Here is an 18,112-nt window from a genome sequence, read left to right on the forward strand (position 1 = left end):
CGGCTTTCTCATATTCGGAGGGTATGTTACCCGATCAGACGTCTTGACGTGTAATTTCCAGTATCAGGACATCTACTAGGTCACTGCCAAGGAAACGCCGTGCTTCTTCACGAAGAGAGGTTCGAAGCGGATCCAAGATTTCAGAGCGGGTGAACGCGCCACGGAAGCCCCCCATATTGGCATGATCAAACAGCACGCGCAGGAATACATCGCGAAGTTTGGGTTCGAAGGAATGTACCTTCCCAGACATGCCGGGCTTTGTTTCCAGGCTGAGCGACAAGACCACCATTGCAGTCATCTGGTCACGCTCGACCACCGGAATCACGAACTGGTTGTTGATCTTGATGAACTCATTGGGTTCGGCGTTTTCGTCTTCGGCCGTGTCTTCTTCGGCGTGCTCTTCTGCGCTTTCCTCTTGGCTTGCATCATGGCCTTCGCCCGCGGCAGCGACCTCAGACTCTTCGGGTGCAGGTGCGAGCATAATGCCCGCACCGATGCCGCCGCCAATGCCGATAAGCAGCATGATTATAGGAAGTAATTTCGCCATTATGACCTCCTTTAGAACGGTAGCACGGCATCAAGAACCTGCTGGCCATAGCGCGGTTGCTGCACATCTGTAATCTGGCCACGACCACCGTAGGATACACGAGCTGACGCGATTTTATCGTAGGTCACTTCGTTTTGCCGGCTGATATCATCGGGGCGCACATAGCCGGACACAAGTAGTTCACGCAGTTCAAAGTTAACGCGCAACTCCTGCGATCCGCTAATGGCCAAAACGCCGTTTGGCAGCACATCCACAACCGTCGCCGCGACACGCAGTTCCAGCTTTTCACTACGGCTCACTGAACCACTGCCACCGGATGAGGAGTTACTCCCTAGGTCAATCAAATCGGCGCTGGACGCGCCATCGGGCAACCTTTCGTCAAGGCGCTGAGGCAAGCCCAAGAGCTGTGGCACCTGCATGCTTTCCGAGGAGTTTCTGGAACGCTTTGTGTCGTTGGAAATTGAGGCTTTCTCATTGATCTCAATCACCACAGTGAGGATGTCACCTTTTTTGGTGGCACGCCGATCGCCGAGCAGGGAGGCGCGAGATCCACTCCAGAGTGAGGCGTTGTCTACCGCGCGTTGCGTTTGAGACGTCAGCGGCAGGCCCTGATAGAGCATCGCCACGTGTTCCTGTGTTTCGTCTGCTGGCGTGAAGCTTGGTGGTTTACCGATGTGGTCCATACGGGCGCACCCGCCCACAAGGCTAAGGCCAAGAACCGCACATTTTACTGCGAGAAGGGGTTTCATCAATTTACCTCAATATTTCCGTCCGCCCTGATCCGGCCTGTGACCGTGGTGCGCGAGGACAGGTTCATAACGCGGATCAGTTCACCTTCCGCGCCTCGGCCGAGCGAACGACCTTCTGTAGAGATTTCGAGACCGCCGTGGCGAAAGATGAGTTTCACCAGATCGTTGCGATCCACGAGCGCTGGCGGTCCGATATCGCCAGCGTGAATGGGACGGCTTGCATAGAGCGCAATCCTTGCTTCCTGCCCAATAATCTCGTTGGGGCTGCTCAGCGCACCGGGGGACTCGACGTTTTTGAAAACGAGGTCTTCGGCTGCGATGATCTCCTTGGCGCGAATGGTCCGCACGGGCACCAGAATGTCGGCCAGTGCGGATTGAGCAAAGAGAATCCCGATGAGGATGGGCAGGAGTTTCATTTAGCGTACCTGTGTGGTTGCCGACATCATCTGGTCCACGGCGGAAATCACCTTGGAGTTCATCTCGTAACCGCGCTGGGCTTCGATCAGCTCAGTGATCTCACGCACGGCATCAACCGAACTATCTTCGAGATACTTTTGGCGCAGGGTTCCGACACCGTCTGCACCGGGTTCAGTCGTGTTGGGCTGGCCTGAGGCCTCGGTTTGTTTGAAGAGGTTGCTCCCCACCGCCTCAAGCCCCTTGGGATTGGTAAAACCCGACAGGGTCAATTGACCAAGCAGCTCTGCTTCGACCGTATCGTTGAAATAGGCGTAAACTTCGCCTTCGGCGTTGATCGAAATGGAATTCGCATCCTCCGGAATGGTGATTTCAGGCGACACCGGATAGCCGTCATTAGTGACGATTAATCCTTCGGCAGAGCGCTTGAACGAACCATCACGGGTATAGGCGGTTTCGCCAGATGGCAGGGTGACCTCGAAATAGCCGTTGCCGTCGATGGCGACATCCAACTCATTGCCGGTCTGCGACAAAGCGCCTTGATTGAGATACACGGATACCGCAGCTGGACGTACACCGAGGCCGACCTGAACACCTGTGGGCAGGACAGTGCCGTCAGAAGCATTCACGGTGCCAGCTCGTGAGATCTGTTGGTAATGCAGATCCGCGAATTCAGCCCGCCGCGCATTGTAGGCGGTGGTGTTCATGTTGGCGAGGTTGTTGGAGATCGTTTCGACGCGCAGTTGCTGCGCGCTCATCCCCGTGGCGGCGATTTTGAGTGCACGCATGGTTATCTCCTATGATTTCATAAGGTTGTCGATGGCCGCGCGGATGCGCTTATCTTCGTTGTCGAGGAAGCTTTGCCCCATTTCATAAGCACGCTGCACTTCGATCATCCGGGCCAGTTGGTGGATGGTGTTGACGTTCGACCCTTCAAGGAACCCTTGCAGAACCTGCGCGCCTTCAGCCGGCAATGTCTCTCCTTCCACGCGGAACATCACGCCGTCCTCGCGCAAGATCTGAGCCTCCTCATCAGGGACAAATAGCCCGATCTGACCAAGCTGCTGTCCATCTGCGCTTAGCGTTCCATCCGCACCGAAGGAGATGCTTTCTGCATCACCCGGAACGAACATCGGTGCCTGGCCCGCATCCAGAACCCGGTAGCCATCGGCCGTCACGAGATCACCTTCAGCATTGGGGGTAAAGTTCCCCGCCCGAGTGAGCCGATTGCCCGCAGGTGTTTCCACCATGAAGAAACCATCGCCCTCAATCGCGAGATCAAAACTGCCATTGGTCTGGCTCATTGTGCCCTGTTCGAGGGAGGTGTTGCGGATATTCGCACGCCCCATCGAGAGGCTTTCTTGGCCTGGAGCTGATTTGACATACTCCGAGAAGATCAACCCCTCCGAGCGATAGCCGGTTGTCGCAGAGTTTGCGATATTGTTCGCCACGGCCTGCATTTCGTTCAGCAACCCGGACTGGCGCGACAACGTGGTATAGCCGATAGAACCCATTACAGTCCTCCTGTTCCCTGAATGAGGGGAATAATATGACCAGTAAAGAAGGCGACGAGCGTCTGCGTCATGGTTGCCATCGTCAGCCAGAAAACGACGAGGATGCCCGTGAGCTTAGGAACAAACGTCAGCGACATTTCCTGAATGGACGTCAGCGCCTGAAACAGACCAACCGTTAGGCCGATCACCAGTGCGGTGGTGAGAATGGGCAGCGACATAGTAATCGCCGCCAGAATTCCCTGACGCAAAGTGTCGTAGAATATGCCTTCGGTCAGCATGGCTTAGACCGGCATCCGCAGGATTTCCTGATAGGCTTCGACGACCTTGTTGCGCACCGTTACTGCGGTTTCGACTGCAAGCTCGGTTTGGGCCAGCGCCTGTACCAGCTGATGGGGGTCTGCGCCACCGGTCATGGACTGGACCGAAACCTGCTCGCTGTGGGCGAGCGTGTTGGTGAAGTCTTGAAAGCTGGTCTTGGCCTGCTCTTGCAGGGAGGCCGGGTTGTAGTCCGGATCAACCTTAGTAGCGGGACGAGCTGCGGCATAGCCGGAGGTGGCGGTAAGCGAACGAATATCCATTCTGGATCTCCAATCTGTTCAGGTTAGCGGCGTAATAGATCCATCAGGGAGGACGACATTTGTCGTGTCTGATCGAACATTTTCAGGTTTGCCTCATAGGTACGCTGCGCTTCGCGCGCGTCCGCGATTTCGATCATCAGATCGACATTCGACCCCTCGTAGTGGCCAGTTTCATCGGCCAGTGGATGAGAGGGGTCGTAAACTTGCTCCAGTTCACTACGGTCGAGCGAAACGCGACCGACTTTGACTTGGCTTACGTCCGTTTCCAGATCGCGCACCGCCTGAAAGGATACGGTTTTGCGGCGGTAGCCCGGAGTATCTGCGTTAGAGATGTTCTCCGATACATGGGTGAGGCGCGCAGCTTGAGCGCGCAGGCCACTGGCTGTGACGGACAGGGATTTGGAAAAGTCGCTCATTTCTCAGTCTCCTTGATTAGCTGCGGCCAAGGCTGGCGCGCAGCACGTTCATGGATGATCGGTACACAGCCAATGCGCGGTCATGTTGCCGCTTGGCTTCGATACCGTTGAGGATCTGCTCCTCAAGTGAGACGGAGTTACCGTTGGGGTCTACGGCCGAATCGTCCGTGGTGACCGCCCAATCAAACCCGGAGCCATTTGCGCCATTGATGTGCGAACTGCGCGAGGCAATCATGTCGCCCTGCGCTTCGCCTGCAGCAAAGACTTCTTTGAAGGGTTTAATATCCTTCGCGAGATACCCGGGGGTATCCGCGTTTGCGATATTTTCCGAGACAAGCGCCTGACGCTTGCCCGCATGAGTCGCCATTGAATAGGCGATATTAAAAACATTCAGTCTTTCGAACACCGGGGCTTCTCCCTCGATCAATTTCAATCAAGGCTTAACCCTGATTCCTTTAGAAATTGTTTTCAGAGGAATGTTGGAGAACCCGCAGATGATGAAATCGATCCAGGCGCTCAGTCAGGAACTGGCCAATACTCGCCTTGCTGCCCCCATGGGGCGGGTGACAGGTATTTCGGGTGGCGAGATCGAAGTGTCCGGCCTTGAGACACAGGCTCGCATTGGGGATCGACTTGTTCTCCGGCGCGGCAAAAAGGACGACCTCCACGGTGAGGTGCTGGCGATTGGTGCCAATCATATTCGAATGTTGCCGGACACCGCGCCGGAACGCGCATCCATAGGGGATGCGGTGCTTCTCTTTGAAACACCGGAATTTGCGCCGGATAACAGCTGGATCGGCCGCGTCATTGATCCCTTTGGCGAGCCTTTGGACTGCAAACCGATGCTGCGTGGGGTCGAGAGCCGTGATCTGATGGAAAGCCCTCCCAAAGCCGCAGCCCGTCGTGGCTTGGGCAAGCGCCTCTCGACCGGGCTTGCCATCCTGAATACGGTGCTTCCCATCGTGACAGGCCAGAGGATTGGTCTTTTCGCGGGATCGGGTGTTGGGAAATCAACCTTGATGGCGCAATTGGCGCAAAACATGGAAGCCGACGTCGTTGTTATGGCATTGATTGGCGAACGTGGGCGCGAGGTGAATCACTTCGTGAAGGAGGTTCTTGGGCCGGAGGGGATGAAGCGTGCGGTTGTCGTGGCGGCAACCTCCGATCAGTCTGCTTTGGTACGCAGACGCTGCGCGTGGTCGGCGATGTCAGTGGCAGAACATTTCCGTGATCAAGGCTTAAACGTACTTTTTATGGCCGATTCCATTACGCGGTTTGCTGAAGCTCATCGTGAAATTGCTGTTGCCTCTGGTGAGGCACCAGCCCTTCGTGGTTTTCCGCCTTCCGTGACGCCATTGATTACGGGTCTTTGCGAACGCGCTGGACCCGGCCTGGAAGGTCAGGGCGACATTACTGCGGTATTCAGCGTTCTTGTCGCCGGCTCCGACATGGATGAGCCCATTGCCGATATTTTGCGCGGGGTTTTGGATGGCCACATTGTACTGAATAGGGAGATTGCGGAACGCGGGCGGTTCCCAGCCATCGATGTTTCGCGCTCCGTTTCGCGCAGCCTGCCTGCGGCAGCGACAAAAGAGGAAAATGAGATGATTTTGGCGGTCCGCAAGTTCCTTGGTGCCTATGAGCAATCCGAGGTGATGATCCGGGCGGGCCTGTATTCAGAAGGCAATGACTTGGTGCTGGATCAGGCCGTCAAAATCTGGCCGGAGCTCGATTCCTTTTTTGGGCGCAACGAAACCGACGGCACCCAGGGAAGTTTCAACCGTTTGGCGCTCTTGTTGCGGCGTGCTGGCGGCGGCCGGTAGTGGGTATTCGATCGCCTGAAACGGTAGCAACTGGCCTGCAAGGCCGGCACAGCTGAGCCATGGCTGCCCAACGTCAATTCAAATTTAGCCGATCAGATAGAAAAAACGCCCCGTGAAGCAGGGGCGTTTTTCATTTTGTCAGACTTTGAAGGCTCAGCTACGCAACATCATCAACGCCGCACTACCAGAACTGTATCCGCTGCTGATATTGTTCATTTGCGAGCGCGTCAGGTACATGTTGACCAACTCATCCATCTTATCGCGAGAAATGAACTCTGAAGGTTTGTCAGTGCCCAGCACTTGTTCTGCCTTGCGCCGATATACCCCAACAGCCTGATCGATATCCATTTGTCCGACTTCCTTGGGTAGTCCAAGAGCGACCTGCATGAACTCCGTCATCGCTTGCTGACCCATGATCGTGTACCATTGCGAATTGGCGCTGGGACCATCATCTTCGTCGTTCATGGTTCGCAATTCTTCCAATGCCTCTTCAAATTCTTTTTCAGCATCGGTTTCATCACTTTGGAACAGGATATCTAACTCCCGTTCAGCGATCTGAGAGTAATAGGTGATGAAAAATTCGCTTTCACCACCGGCCTCGGCGTTGGTTCTGTAGGCCTCGCTGACGGCGCCCATCTGGTAGGGGCCGGTGAGTTCCTTGAGATCATCGGTCCCGAAAATTTCGACCGCTTTTTCTTTATAGATTGCAAGCTGCTCTTCGACTGTCAGCGCTTCAAAGGTCTCACCCGGTTCAAGCCCTGACGACACATCAAGAGCCGTATTCAGGAAACGAGGCACACCTGTTTGGCCCATGATACTGTACCAACCTGCGTCAACTGCTGCAGTGTTAGCCGCATCTGTGTCTCCTCCGTCAACCGCATCTTCCTTGCCAAATGAGAATTTCAGGATCGTTTCTACGGTGCGGAGATTGCCTGAAATTTCACTGCTTCTCATGCCAGCTTCGGCAGCGTTTTCTCGATACGTGTTCAACGTAGCGTCCAAGTTGGCGGCACTGGCAAAGATGTTTGGATCATCGGTACCAAACACTTCGATCGCTTTCTCCCGATAAATCCGCATCGCGTCACTGGTGTTGCGCGTTGCGATATCGTCAGGCAGTTCGAGGGCAACTTTCATAAACTCTGCCAATGGCTCTTGGCGCGAGATGAAGTCCCATTCCTCATTCAATGCGGCGTCGCGAGACACCATCTGATCAAGGATATGCTCTGATAGTTTTGCGATCTTGGCGGTTTCAGCTGCGTCATCTCCATCAACCGTGGCGCGTGTTTTAAACGCAGACACGATGATTCCCTTATTCTCTCCAGAGAAGAACACGGTCGGATCATCGGTGCCAAAAACAACCTGTGCGCGTTCGCGGTAGAGTTGGATACGCTCATCTTCCTCGAGGCCCGCAGCACCCGCCGGGATACGTAATGTTGTGTCAAAGAATTCTCGCAACGTATCGCGCTGAACGATGTCCTGCCATTGATCCTCGACAGAGGTTACGCCGGGTACGTCATCGCCCTTCCCATTGATCTCTTTCATCGAGAGATCAAATTCTCGCAGCGCACGCTCTTTCACGCTGAGTTGTGATACATCGTCTTCGTCCGGCTCGCCGAACACTTCGATCATGGCACGTTTGGCAAACAAAGCCGTGCGCATCGTTTCATCAACTGCGCCAACAGCTTCTTCAAACGAGGCAGACTGGAACTTGTCAATCACCGCCTGCATGGCTTTGCTGTCGCTGGTCATCGGGGACTGCCCGGGACCAAACCCAAATGCGTTGGAAAACTCAACGTAGCGCTCGTCATTCATCGTGTTGGCAAGCGCATCGCTGGCAGATGTGCCTTCGTTGAGCGCACGTTGCAGCAGGGCGCGATAGTTGATCTCCTCCTCGAGACCAAACGCCTTAACCGCCACCTGAAGCAGGCGGCGGTCGTTCAGTAAATCCTCGCTGGAGGTAACTCCGCCGATATTCTCGGCGAAGTACTCACTGTCGTTTTTCAAGCTTCCCGACTTGACGAAGGCGTCGTATTGCCGGTCATAGGTCGATTGCAGAAAATTCCAGCCCGCAACCCCTGATGAAGGAATGAGCGGTGTATAGGTCATTGTGCTCTGACGGCCATGAGCCGTTCCTCCCGGGGTAACAAAGCACGCAATGCTTTGAGGCAACGGTAGTGGTTGTTGCTGATCACAGCTTCGGTTGCTTCTGACAGGGCCGCACGGCTGTCCGGGTCGGTGAAGACCTGGCTCAACTCTTCGATCCGCCGCAGCATTGGCAGACGATCCTCTTCGGGATCGACATCACCTGACAGCACCAACTGTGCTGCATAGCAGACCCGGCGTACCGGCGTATTCGCTTGCTCTGGGTGAATCGCGTCCCGTAGGCGCAGGATATGCGCATCAGGGGTGACGATCGACAAGCGACTGCGGCGATCTCCGTTTTCGATTACGGCTCCATTGACCAGGACACGCTCTTTAGGGGCGAGTTTAAGGACCAATCCACTCATTTTCAGGACGCTCCGCTTCTAAGGCCACGCATGATGGCTGTGTTGATTTCGACCAGCGGCTGCACTGACGCCTTACGAGCCAGAACTTTGCTGCTGTGTTCACGCGTGAAGCGAGCCAGATGAAACAGGCGTTGTTTCAACTCGTCCGGCAGCTTGTTGCCGTCCTTGGCCAAATCCGAAGTGAAGAGTGTCCAGAGTTTGCGATTATCGGAAACCGCTGCGACAAGATCCTTGAATCCATCCGAGCCTTTGCCATTCGCCACGATCATTCGATGTGTGATACGGGCAAGGATTTCATACTCGGTGTTCCGTGCTGTACGGGTCGGGGCTTTTGCCGCCGCATAGGCGCTCTTCGCCTTTAGAAGGGCATTCACGTGTTATCCTAACGTATTATTTTTCACTGATTCTCAGAGAAGTAAGGTAGTTGGGGCGCTGTTAAGCGCCCCAACTCAAAGGCGGATTTAGCGGAAGAGCTGCAGTAGTGAGCCCGGCGCTTCGTTCGCAATGGTCAGCGACTGCACTGCGAGTTCCTGCTGGGTTTGCAGGGCCGAGAGGCGAGCAGATGCTTCTTCCATGTCGGTGTCGGTCATTGTCGACACACCCATGGTCATGGAGTCGACCAGGTTGCTTACGAATTCGGACTGATCGTCGAGACGAGCAGAGTCGGCACCAAGAGCCGCAGCACCGGTAATAGCTGTCTGCAGGAAGGTCTCGATCTCAGCGAGTGCCGAGGCTGCAGAGGCAGTGTCGGTGATCGCGGTCAACGAAGAGGAGAGATCCAGGTCACCTTCAAAATCGACGGAGTCGATGGTGATTTCAACTGCAGAGACTGTACCACCTGCGCCGACACGATCCAGCGAGGCCAGAACGCCTACGTTGGTCGCGCCGTTGCCGTCAACATCGGTCGCCAGCAGGTTGGCGCCGTTGAATTGTGCAGCGGAGATGATTGCGGCGACCTGATCAACCTTGGACGAAATGTCGTCCTGGATCTTGCCGTGGTCAACGTTTTCGGACTGAGCGGAGACGATCAGTTCTTTGATTTCGGTGAGTTTTTCGACGATCTGTTCGGCGCCTGCGGATGCGACGGCAACGGTTGCCTCGCCGATGGACAGGCCTTCTTCGATCGCTTCAAAGCCCGCGATGTCGGATTCCATGGTTTTGGAGATCGCCCAAACGGCTGCGTTGTCTTTTGCAACGCCGATTTCCTTACCGGTGGAGATGGCTTTCTGGGTGTCGTTCAGGTCGGTGTTCACAGACTTGAGGGTCTGCAGAGCAACCATTGCACCATTGTTCGTCAGAATGCTGGACATAGCATGAGTTCCTTTGATTTAGGGCACTTTAGCCCTTGATTTGGTAATCCCAGCTCCGTTGCCGGAGCTCTCTCTGTCGTCGTTCTGACTGTGCTTCACCGTTCGGTTTCCGCGCCACCTCGCTTGAGATGCAAGGTGACATTGGCGTATTAGGTGCTAAGAGAGTGCTAAAGGCGCAATTTGCATTTTTAAAATTGTCCAGACCTCTGACTGCGTTATGCACGCTTCTCCAGTTTCAGGCTGCCTGTGGTGGCAAAACGGGTGCGTTGACCAGATTGATTGTATACCTCCAGACCCTTTCTCACCTTGCGCAGTTCAGACATACGGTTTGCGACCGCCTTGATGCCTTGCATCGCGCTGCCGAGCAGAGCTTGATTGCGGGTGACTTTGTTTTGCACGGATTCGAGTGCGCCGCTTTCCAGATCCGTGATGTTGTTGAGGCGATCAAACAGATCTTCTTTGCGTGCGAGAATGTCTTCAAGTTTATGGAGTTCGCCATTGGTCAATGCACCGCGCTCTTCTTCCAGCAGCGTGTCGAGCGCATTGATAATGGCTTGCGGGGTTTGATCGGTAAGTGCGCTCATTCTTGAGAGTCCTTCAGTGAGTTGTAGATTGATTCTGCGAGCCCAATGCCGCCAGCTTCTGCCATTGCGCGTGCCTGCTCATTGACCAGAAGGCCGGCAAACTGGTCTTCACCAGCGCCGCCACCAAAGGCTTCAGGCGCTTTGCCGAGGCCAGCGGCTTTGAGCATTTCAGAAAGAAAGGAGGCTTCGAGATCAATCGCAGCCTGCCGCAAAGCTTGATCTTTTGGATCATTGGCCTGCGGATATGGGACCGCCGTTACGGGCGTCGAAACATGTGTTACGGGCATTTTGCCTCAGTCCTGATACTGTGTCGAATTCTTCGATATTTTTCAGTTTCGCGAAAAGCGGTTAAAAATGCCGTAACCGATTTCATTTATTCAGGATGCACACGAGATAGAACATCCGGTGGATCATGATTACGAAAATCCTTACGACTCAATCAGTTGGCAGTACGCCTGCTGAGTCGTCAAAGCGAACAGACCCGGCGCGCCGGGGCGGTGATTCATTCGAGTCCGTCCTCGCCCGCAAAGCAAACGAACAAGATCAAAACTCCTCCAAAGGAAAGGTTGAGGCAGAGGCCCCAACTGGTGAAGAGGCTAAGTCACAAGAGGTGAATGGTGATCAGCCAGCTGATGGACCAGCACCTGAATCTGAATCAGCACCCGCTTCCGAGGAGACCTTCCCCTTTGAGTCATCTGATAAAGATGCTGAAGCTGACCCGCTTGTTGCGGGTGACAGCGCGGCCGAAGAGGGCGAGGCCTCCTCAGATGAGCATATGGAGACAGATCCCGAGTTTTACACATCAGAAGAGAGCGATGCTGCTGAAATAGTAGCAGAGGCCGGGGCAGTTGCAGTACAAGCGCCGATTGCGCAGACATCGACTGTAACTGAAGAATCGGCAGTCGAAATGCCTTCTAAAACAGAAGCTTTGCCTCGCACGATGCCACAGGCAGAAGCGGAGGTTGAAGACAGTCAACCCATTGCCACCCGTGCAGGTCCTCTGTCTGATACGCAGGAACGCAATGGAACGTCCGTACTTTTGAACGCGCAGCGTGAAGAGGTGCGTCAGCAGCGGGTGATCGGTCCGATGCCACCTGAGACGAAAGGGCAGCCGGTCGTTCAAACTCAAGCTATGACGTCAGCCGAGGCTTTGAAAACAGTTCCTCCAGTTCAGGTGGGCAAAGAAGAAATTCGTGCTCGGGATATGCCTCTGACTGCGGTGCAGGCTCAGGCGGCGACCACGGTTGTGAGCGCTCGGGCTCAAATAAGCGCAGGCGACACGAGGCAGTTGCATTCGGCTGCAAACGGGACGGCCCAGACCTTGGCAACAGCCCAAGCTCAACTGAGCGACACCGTCCTCAAGTCAAGTTCTGCCGTGGTCACGAGCCTCATGGGCACAGGCGGTGCGGCGAAAGTTGGTGAGGATATCCTGACCCAGCGCGGGGCAGAGAGCTTTGCTCTGCCACAGCTGTTGGCAGAGGCATCTGTTCGATCAGGTGCGTCTAGCTTTCGTGCTGAAACACCGCGTCATGTCGCACAACAACTGGCAGAAGCCGTCGCGACTGGCGGCAAGCGCAATGTGGACGTGACCCTGAACCCGCGTGAGTTGGGGCATGTGAATATGCGTGTGATGACCACCGATGTGGGTGTCACGGTCACCATCAATGCGGAACGCCCTGAAACCGAAGATCTGATGCGGCGGCATATTCAGGATTTGGCTCGCGAATTCAAAGAAATGGGCTTTTCTGACATCTCTTTCCAGTTTGGTTCTGACGCGCAGGCGGGCCAATCCGAAGATGGTGATGGAAATGGCGGTGCAGATGGATCGGGTCTTCAGGGTGAAGGAGACGCTGTCGAGGAGACGCAGTCTGGCCTTCCATTGTCACAACAATTGAACATCGCAGCCGACCGGCTGGATATAAGGATATAAGAGCATGACCACTCCAGTTACAGGTGCAGGTACCCAGCAAACGGCCACTGGCGGCGCGGCCGCAGGCAAACAATCTGCGACCAGCGCGCTTACATCAGATTTTGAAACGTTCTTGCGGCTGATGACGACTCAGGCAAAGTATCAGGATCCACTGGAGCCGATGGATTCGTCTGATTACACAGCGCAGCTGGCGCAGTTCTCGTCGGTCGAACAGCAGGTTCTGACCAATGAAACGCTGACCAGTATGTTGACGGCTCTGTCGCTTTCCAACATGTCTCAATTGACCGGTTGGGTCGGTAAAGAAGTACGTGCGCAAGCCGCGGCTCACTTTGATGGATCGACTCCTATTTCTGTGGCACCGAATCCAGCTGCTGTCGCGGATAAGGTGGAAATGGTCATCTATGACGCCGAGGAAAATGAGGTTGGGCGGGTCGAATTGCCTGTCTCTGCCGAGCCTTACCAGTGGAATGGTAAGGACGGGGAGGGCGAAACCTTGCCCGAGGGATCTTATACCTTTGTGATTGAGAGCTCGTCCAAAGGCGAAGTGATCCTCTCAGAAGTTGCGGAAGTCTATGGCGTTGTTGAGGAAACTCAAAACGTGAATGGTGAAGTGGCCTTGATCCTCGAGAGCGGAAGCGCCATCCTCGCCACCTCGGTTACTGCGTTGCGTGACCCGGATACGCCGTCTGGCAGTTCCTGATCCGCAGCAGTAACCGGGCCTCATGATCGCCGGGGCAGGTGGTGATCCGTTCAGCGGAGCGTTCTTGCCTCTATCTGCGCAACACGAGATCCAGACAGCCCTGTTTCGCCATCTGGCGCAGCAGGGCTGGTCTATGTCTGCCCCTGTTGTGTTGACGGGTGGACGCAGCAACTATGTCTGGCGGTCAGGCGACAGGGTGGTGAAACTCTATCGAGAGGGCTGTCAGAACCCGCTATTTGCCAACGAGTGGGGACGTGAAAGATCTGTGCTATTGGCGCTCAATGGAACCGGTATGGCACCACGTTATCTGGCGCATGGAACGTGGCAGGGGCAGGCGTGGCTTATTTATCGTCATGTTGCGGGTTCTCGCTGGCATGAAGATGCGGGTCATGTGGCGCGGCTGTTGGGCATTCTGCATGACCAGACGGCGCTTCCGGATCTTCCAGCAGGCCGCAATGGATCTCGTGCGTTGACAGAGCAAACGCGTGAGATTCTTGCGCAGTGTTCTACGGACGCAGGTTTAGTGTCGATGGCCCCGCGGGGTGTGGTGCCGCCGACATCGCAGGTTTGCCTGATCCATGGCGATCCGGTGCCCGGGAATCTTGTGGCTCATGATGGCACTTTGACTTTGATCGACTGGCAATGTCCGCAGCTGGGTGACCCGGCAGAAGATTTGGCAATGTTTCTCTCTCCCGCAATGCAGCACCTTTATCGCGGGCGTGTGTTGTCATCTGAGGAAGAGGCGCAGTTTGGTTTAGCTTATCCGGATCGCAGGGTGGTGGCGCGCTATTACGCGCTGAAACCCTGGTTCCACTGGCGGATGGCGGCGTATTGTGCGTGGCGCGGGGATCGGGAGGCGTGTGATCTGGAAGTGGCCGAGCTTCAATCAAGCAGGCTCAGGAGCCCATAGGCAGGCGGCATCAGCAGACGTCTGGCGCGCCCCAACGGGAAGCGAGGCAGGCGCTGCAGGACTTTTGAATAGGGCATATCTGGGGTGTTACCCTGTACGAGCTGCGCCAGAAGCGCGCCGGAATAGCTGCCCATGGCAACACCATTGCCGTGATAGCAAAGCCCCGCGTACAAACCCTGATGGTCTGGAACGGCCCCCACGAAAGGCACGAGGTTTCGCGAAAGGCAGACCATCCCAGACCAGCTATGTGTGGTTTCCACATGTGTCCACTTCGGAAACAACCCTTCAAAATGGCGACGCAGTAGGGCGCGAATCTTTTGCTCGGCGCGGGGTGAAGACGTTAGCCCTCCGCGCATCCCGAACAGAAATCGCCCATCCGGCATCAGGCGAAAATAATGCAGCATATGGCGAGTGTCGTAGGCCATCTGCGCTGATGTCCACCCCTGCATCGCCTGTTCGTCCGGTGTGATGGGCCGCGTGACCATCACTGTGGACTGTGCTGGCATGTAGCGGGCTGCAAGCCAATCGGGCAGGTTTTCGCTGGAATATCCGTTGGTTGCGATGACCATCTGTGCGGCCCACAACTGACCTCTTGGCGTGACAGCGTGCCAGTGTTTGCCGCCTTGGTGTAAGCGGAGCGCGGGGCTGTTTTGGTAGAGAACTGCACCTGCTGCTTGCGCAGCATCTGCCAAACCAAAGAGGTATTTACGTGGATTGAGTGCAAAGCCTACAGGGGTGGTGAGCGCGCCGTGAAAGTTTCCGCCCAGACCCTGGGCTGCCAGTTGAGGGGCGTCGATGAACTCCGCCTGATCATTTTCGGCGTCTCGCTTCAGAGCGGCGCGGGCCTTGGCAGAATGCGCCATGACAGTTTCGCCCTGAGAATGGGTTTCTGCATTTATCCCATAGCGGGCGATCAGCTGTTCTACCAAGTGGACGGCGGCCTCCTCGCCCGCCTGATAGACCTGTGTTTCCTGGCTGCCGTGCAGGCGCGCCATGGCGCGCGCGCCAAGCTTTGCGCCGCCGAGGCAACAAAATCCGCCATTGCGCCCTGATGCGCCCCAACTGGGTGTTTCGGCTTCCAGGACTGCAACCCTCAGCCCCGCCTCCGACATATGCAGTGCAGCGGAAAGCCCGGTGAAACCGCCACCGATGATCGCCACATCAACGGTCTGATCCCCCTGAAGCTGTGGCCAGATGGGCGCAGGGCAGGTCTCATCCCACCAGCAGTTGCTGCGTGGACCCGCCCCATAGGCGTAGTCGGAAAAGATGCGGCGCATCATGCGGTACGCACCGCTTCCTGTTCTTCGCGCCGCTGCTTCACCAAGGCTCGTTTGCTAATGAGCGATGCGCTGATCACGCCGACAGTGACGATGCCGATCATAATGGTCGAGAGCGCATTGATCTCCGGGCTGACACCGAGCCGCACGGCCGAGAAGATCTTGATCGGCAGGGTCGTGGCGGCTGGGCCGGTTGTGAAAGAAGCGATCACCAGGTCGTCAAGCGACAGGGTGAAGGCCAAAAGCCAGCCGGAGACCACAGCCGGTGCGATAATCGGCAATGTCACCAAGCGGAAAGCCTGCGCCTGCGAGCAGCCCAAATCCAGCGCTGCTTCCTCCAGTGAACGATCAAATGTCGCCAGTCGCGAGGAGACCACAACGGAAACGTAACACATGGCAAACGTGGTATGTGCCAGCACAATTGTCAGCACACCGCGGTCCAAGCCGATGCCGATGAACAGCAACAAGAGCGACAGGCCGGTGATCACCTCGGGCATGACCAAAGGCGCATAGATCATGCCGGAAAACAACGTCCGGCCCATAAAGCGCCCGCCGCGCACCATGACGTAGGCGGCCATGGTTCCCAGCACGGTCGCGATGGTCGAAGAGAATACCGCAACCTTTACCGTGACCCATGCGGCCTGCAGCATGGCCTCGTTCTGCATCAATTCGACATACCATTTGGTCGAAAAGCCCGCCCAGACCGTGACCAGTTTGCTTTCATTGAAGGAAAACAGGATCAGGATCAGCATCGGAATATAGAGGAAGGCAAAGCCAAGCGTCAGCGAGACCACATTGAATGCGCTCAGACGTTTCATGCGTCGCCCTCCTGTTCTTTTTGCTGATTGCGTTGGAACAAAACGATCGGCACCACGAGGATCAATAGCAGGATCACGGCAACCGCGCTCGCCACCGGCCAATCGCGATTGGAGAAGAATTCTTCCCACAGCACTTTGCCGATCATCAACGTGTCGGATCCGCCGAGCAGCGAAGGGATCACAAATTCGCCCATTGCCGGGATGAAGACGAGGAAACAGCCCGCGATGATGCCCCCTTTGGACAGGGGTATGGTCACCAGCCAGAACGCCGATAGGCGCGAACAGCCCAAGTCCTCGGCCGCCTCGATCAGGCTATCGTCCATCCGTTCCAGCGCCGCATAGATCGGCAGAATCATAAACGGCAGATAAGTGTAGACAATGCCGATATAGACGGCGGTGGTGGTGTTCAGGATCTGCAGAGGTTCGGATACAAGTCCGGTCCACATCAGGAACTGATTGAGAAAGCCTTCGTTCGACAGGATGCCCTTCCACGCATAGACGCGGATCAGGAATGAGGTCCAGAACGGCAGAATCACCAGCATCATCAGCGTCGGCCGCCATTCTTCGGGCGCGCGCGCCATGCCATAGGCGATGGGATAGCCCACGATCAGCGTCAGCAGGGTCGATGTCAGCGCGATCTGAAGGCTACTGAGATAGGCTTTCCAGTAGAGATCATCCTCAATGAGCCACGTGAAGTTTTCAAAATCCAGTTCTGCGAAGAACGCGCGAATGCCCTCAGCCCACTCGAACTGTGGGACATAGGGGGGGCGCGCGATAGCCGCATCCGAGAGCGAGATTTTAAGGACGATGATGAAGGGCACCAAAAACAGTGCCAAGAGCCAGACGTAGGGAACAGCGATCAGGAAAAAACGGCGCATCACTCACCCAGCAAGACGCCGCCGGTGGCTGTCCAGGACAGCCAGACGGTGTCTTCCCATGTGTAGGCACGACGCGAAATGCGGCGAGTGTTGGCGGTTTGTGCCTTGATCACATCGCCGGTAGGCAGTTCGACGTGGTAGGTCGAGAGGTTGCCGAGATAGGCAATATCTAAGACCTTGCCCTGCACGGCATTGTCGGCGCTTTCGGGTTTGTCGGCGCTGATGGTGACTTTCTCCGGGCGGATCGCCAGATGTGCAATTTGGCCATCAGAGATTGTGTTGGTGGATTTTACGACCAAAGGTGCGGCACCCTCGCGCCAGTGCAGCGCATACACGCCGTCGCCAGTTGCGGTAACTGTGCCCTCAATCAGATTAACGTCGCCAATGAAATCAGCGACATAGACGGAATTGGGCGCCTCGTAGATATCTGCAGGTGTGGCGACTTGCATCACCTTGCCATTGTCCATCACCGCGACCCGGCTCGCCACTGTCATGGCTTCTTCCTGATCGTGGGTGACGATCACAAAGGTAGTGCCGGTCTTTTCCTGGATGTCCATCAGTTCGAACTGGGTTTCCTCGCGCAGTTTCTTATCGAGTGCGCCGAGCGGTTCATCCAAGAGCAACAGTTTGGGTGCTTTTGCGAGACTGCGGGCCAGTGCCACCCGTTGGCGTTGTCCGCCAGAAATTTGGTGCGGTTTGCGACGGGCGAATTTTTCCAGCCGGGTCAGGCGCAGCATCTCTTCGACGCGGGCGTTGATGTCATTGCGGGGCAGGCCTTCGCGTTTCAGGCCAAAGGCGATGTTTTCCCAGACACTAAGGTGAGGAAAAAGCGCGTAGGACTGGAACATCATGTTCACAGCGCGCTGGTTTGGGGGAACGGGTGCGATATCTTGCCCGGCAAGGAAAATCTTGCCTTCTGTTGGGGCTTCAAAGCCTGCAAGCATTCGCATCATTGTGGTTTTTCCACAGCCAGACGGACCCAAAAGCGCAAAGAACTCGCGCTCAAAAATGTCAATAGTCAGGTCGTCGATTGCAGTGAAATCGCCAAAGCGTTTGGTCACATTCTGGAATTGGATCAGCGGTTTAGCCTGCGGATCGGTCCAAGGTTCAAATACCGGTATTGCCAAGTCTGCCCCCATGCGGGCGGCCCAAAGCCT

At 55.9% G+C, this 18,112-nt stretch carries 23 protein-coding genes; 4 read left to right on the top strand and 19 right to left on the bottom strand.

The genetic code is table 11. From position 1 onward, the window contains the following. Positions 1 to 34: 34 nt before the first annotated feature. From K529_RS15090 to K529_RS15130, 9 genes are read right to left on the bottom strand one after another with little or no spacing between them, the layout of a single operon-like run. Positions 35 to 547 carry a flagellar basal body-associated FliL family protein gene (locus K529_RS15090; RefSeq protein WP_005607923.1) on the bottom strand — a complete coding sequence of 171 codons (513 nt, stop codon included), beginning with the start codon at positions 545 to 547 and terminating at the stop codon, positions 35 to 37. Positions 548 to 558: 11 nt separating this feature from the next. Next, a complete protein-coding gene (gene flgH, locus K529_RS15095) occupies positions 559 to 1,296 on the bottom strand; it encodes a flagellar basal body L-ring protein FlgH (RefSeq protein ID WP_039983277.1) in 738 nt (245 codons plus the stop codon). After that, positions 1,296 to 1,712, bottom strand: a complete 417-nt coding sequence (gene flgA / locus K529_RS15100) for a flagellar basal body P-ring formation chaperone FlgA (protein WP_005607927.1) — start codon at positions 1,710 to 1,712, stop codon at positions 1,296 to 1,298. Before flgA ends, flgH begins: the two co-directional genes overlap by 1 nt. After that, positions 1,713 to 2,498, bottom strand: coding sequence for a flagellar basal-body rod protein FlgG (gene flgG / locus K529_RS15105; protein WP_005607928.1), 786 nt, complete (start codon positions 2,496 to 2,498; stop codon positions 1,713 to 1,715). Positions 2,499 to 2,507: 9 nt separating this feature from the next. Further along, entirely contained in the window at positions 2,508 to 3,224 is a 717-nt protein-coding gene (locus K529_RS15110) for a flagellar hook-basal body complex protein (RefSeq protein ID WP_005607930.1), read from the bottom strand. After that, entirely contained in the window at positions 3,224 to 3,502 is a 279-nt protein-coding gene (locus K529_RS15115) for a flagellar biosynthetic protein FliQ (RefSeq protein WP_005607932.1), read from the bottom strand. The genes K529_RS15110 and K529_RS15115 overlap by 1 nt, the downstream gene beginning before the upstream one ends. Positions 3,503 to 3,505: 3 nt before the next feature. Continuing rightward, the gene (fliE, locus tag K529_RS15120) at positions 3,506 to 3,802 is read right to left on the bottom strand and encodes a flagellar hook-basal body complex protein FliE (RefSeq protein WP_005607934.1); all 297 of its coding nucleotides are present in this window, start codon (positions 3,800 to 3,802) and stop codon (positions 3,506 to 3,508) included. A 23-nt stretch (positions 3,803 to 3,825) separates the two neighbouring features. Continuing rightward, positions 3,826 to 4,218 (bottom strand): flagellar basal body rod protein FlgC, encoded by a 393-nt coding sequence (gene flgC, locus K529_RS15125; RefSeq protein WP_005607937.1) that lies wholly within the window; start codon positions 4,216 to 4,218, stop codon positions 3,826 to 3,828. 16 nt (positions 4,219 to 4,234) lie between these two features. After that, positions 4,235 to 4,624, bottom strand: a complete 390-nt coding sequence (locus tag K529_RS15130; protein ID WP_046002044.1) for a FlgB family protein — start codon at positions 4,622 to 4,624, stop codon at positions 4,235 to 4,237. A gap of 88 nt (positions 4,625 to 4,712) precedes the next feature. Between K529_RS15130 and K529_RS15135 the strand changes: the two genes are divergently transcribed. Next, a complete protein-coding gene (locus K529_RS15135) occupies positions 4,713 to 6,041 on the top strand; it encodes a FliI/YscN family ATPase (RefSeq protein ID WP_005607943.1) in 1,329 nt (442 codons plus the stop codon). Between the two features lie 153 nt (positions 6,042 to 6,194). Here K529_RS15135 and K529_RS15140 read toward each other — a convergent pair whose 3' ends face one another. The 6 genes from K529_RS15140 to K529_RS15165 all read right to left on the bottom strand — a co-directional run bounded on the left by K529_RS15140 (position 6,195) and on the right by K529_RS15165 (position 10,729). Continuing rightward, the gene (locus K529_RS15140) at positions 6,195 to 8,147 is read right to left on the bottom strand and encodes a DUF1217 domain-containing protein (RefSeq protein ID WP_005607946.1); all 1,953 of its coding nucleotides are present in this window, start codon (positions 8,145 to 8,147) and stop codon (positions 6,195 to 6,197) included. Further along, the gene (flbT, locus tag K529_RS15145; protein WP_005607958.1) at positions 8,144 to 8,548 is read right to left on the bottom strand and encodes a flagellar biosynthesis repressor FlbT; all 405 of its coding nucleotides are present in this window, start codon (positions 8,546 to 8,548) and stop codon (positions 8,144 to 8,146) included. Before flbT ends, K529_RS15140 begins: the two co-directional genes overlap by 4 nt. Positions 8,549 to 8,550: 2 nt before the next feature. Beyond that, positions 8,551 to 8,922: a flagellar biosynthesis regulator FlaF gene (flaF, locus tag K529_RS15150; RefSeq protein WP_005607961.1), complete on the bottom strand. Its 372-nt coding sequence runs from the start codon at positions 8,920 to 8,922 to the stop codon at positions 8,551 to 8,553. 87 nt (positions 8,923 to 9,009) lie between these two features. Beyond that, positions 9,010 to 9,858 (bottom strand): flagellin N-terminal helical domain-containing protein, encoded by an 849-nt coding sequence (locus K529_RS15155; protein WP_005607963.1) that lies wholly within the window; start codon positions 9,856 to 9,858, stop codon positions 9,010 to 9,012. Positions 9,859 to 10,073: 215 nt separating this feature from the next. Further along, complete coding sequence (locus K529_RS15160; RefSeq protein ID WP_005607966.1) at positions 10,074 to 10,442, bottom strand: flagellar protein FlgN; 369 nt, start codon at positions 10,440 to 10,442, stop codon at positions 10,074 to 10,076. Next, positions 10,439 to 10,729 (bottom strand): rod-binding protein, encoded by a 291-nt coding sequence (locus tag K529_RS15165; RefSeq protein ID WP_005607969.1) that lies wholly within the window; start codon positions 10,727 to 10,729, stop codon positions 10,439 to 10,441. The genes K529_RS15160 and K529_RS15165 overlap by 4 nt, the downstream gene beginning before the upstream one ends. A gap of 488 nt (positions 10,730 to 11,217) precedes the next feature. Between K529_RS15165 and fliK the strand changes: the two genes are divergently transcribed. The 3 genes from fliK to K529_RS15180 are packed head-to-tail and all read left to right on the top strand — an operon-like array spanning position 11,218 to position 13,982. Continuing rightward, on the top strand, positions 11,218 to 12,372 hold the full coding sequence (gene fliK / locus K529_RS15170; RefSeq protein WP_227512330.1) for a flagellar hook-length control protein FliK: 1,155 nt from the start codon (positions 11,218 to 11,220) through the stop codon (positions 12,370 to 12,372). 4 nt (positions 12,373 to 12,376) lie between these two features. Next, complete coding sequence (locus K529_RS15175; RefSeq protein ID WP_005607975.1) at positions 12,377 to 13,072, top strand: flagellar hook assembly protein FlgD; 696 nt, start codon at positions 12,377 to 12,379, stop codon at positions 13,070 to 13,072. Positions 13,073 to 13,094: 22 nt separating this feature from the next. Next, complete coding sequence (locus K529_RS15180; RefSeq protein WP_005607977.1) at positions 13,095 to 13,982, top strand: phosphotransferase; 888 nt, start codon at positions 13,095 to 13,097, stop codon at positions 13,980 to 13,982. Here K529_RS15180 and K529_RS15185 read toward each other — a convergent pair. From K529_RS15185 to K529_RS15200, 4 genes are read right to left on the bottom strand one after another with little or no spacing between them, the layout of a single operon-like run. Further along, positions 13,955 to 15,262 carry an NAD(P)/FAD-dependent oxidoreductase gene (locus tag K529_RS15185; RefSeq protein WP_005607979.1) on the bottom strand — a complete coding sequence of 436 codons (1,308 nt, stop codon included), beginning with the start codon at positions 15,260 to 15,262 and terminating at the stop codon, positions 13,955 to 13,957. The genes K529_RS15180 and K529_RS15185 overlap by 28 nt on opposite strands. Then, a complete protein-coding gene (locus tag K529_RS15190; RefSeq protein WP_005607981.1) occupies positions 15,259 to 16,077 on the bottom strand; it encodes an ABC transporter permease in 819 nt (272 codons plus the stop codon). The genes K529_RS15185 and K529_RS15190 overlap by 4 nt, the downstream gene beginning before the upstream one ends. Continuing rightward, positions 16,074 to 16,955: an ABC transporter permease subunit gene (locus K529_RS15195; RefSeq protein ID WP_005607984.1), complete on the bottom strand. Its 882-nt coding sequence runs from the start codon at positions 16,953 to 16,955 to the stop codon at positions 16,074 to 16,076. The genes K529_RS15190 and K529_RS15195 overlap by 4 nt, the downstream gene beginning before the upstream one ends. Continuing rightward, positions 16,955 to 18,094, bottom strand: a complete 1,140-nt coding sequence (locus tag K529_RS15200; RefSeq protein ID WP_005607986.1) for an ABC transporter ATP-binding protein — start codon at positions 18,092 to 18,094, stop codon at positions 16,955 to 16,957. Before K529_RS15200 ends, K529_RS15195 begins: the two co-directional genes overlap by 1 nt. Between the last annotated feature and the right edge of the window lie 18 nt (positions 18,095 to 18,112).

Source organism: Tritonibacter mobilis F1926 (assembly GCF_000376545.2).
In the GTDB taxonomy this organism is placed as follows: Bacteria; Pseudomonadota; Alphaproteobacteria; order Rhodobacterales; family Rhodobacteraceae; genus Epibacterium; species Epibacterium mobile.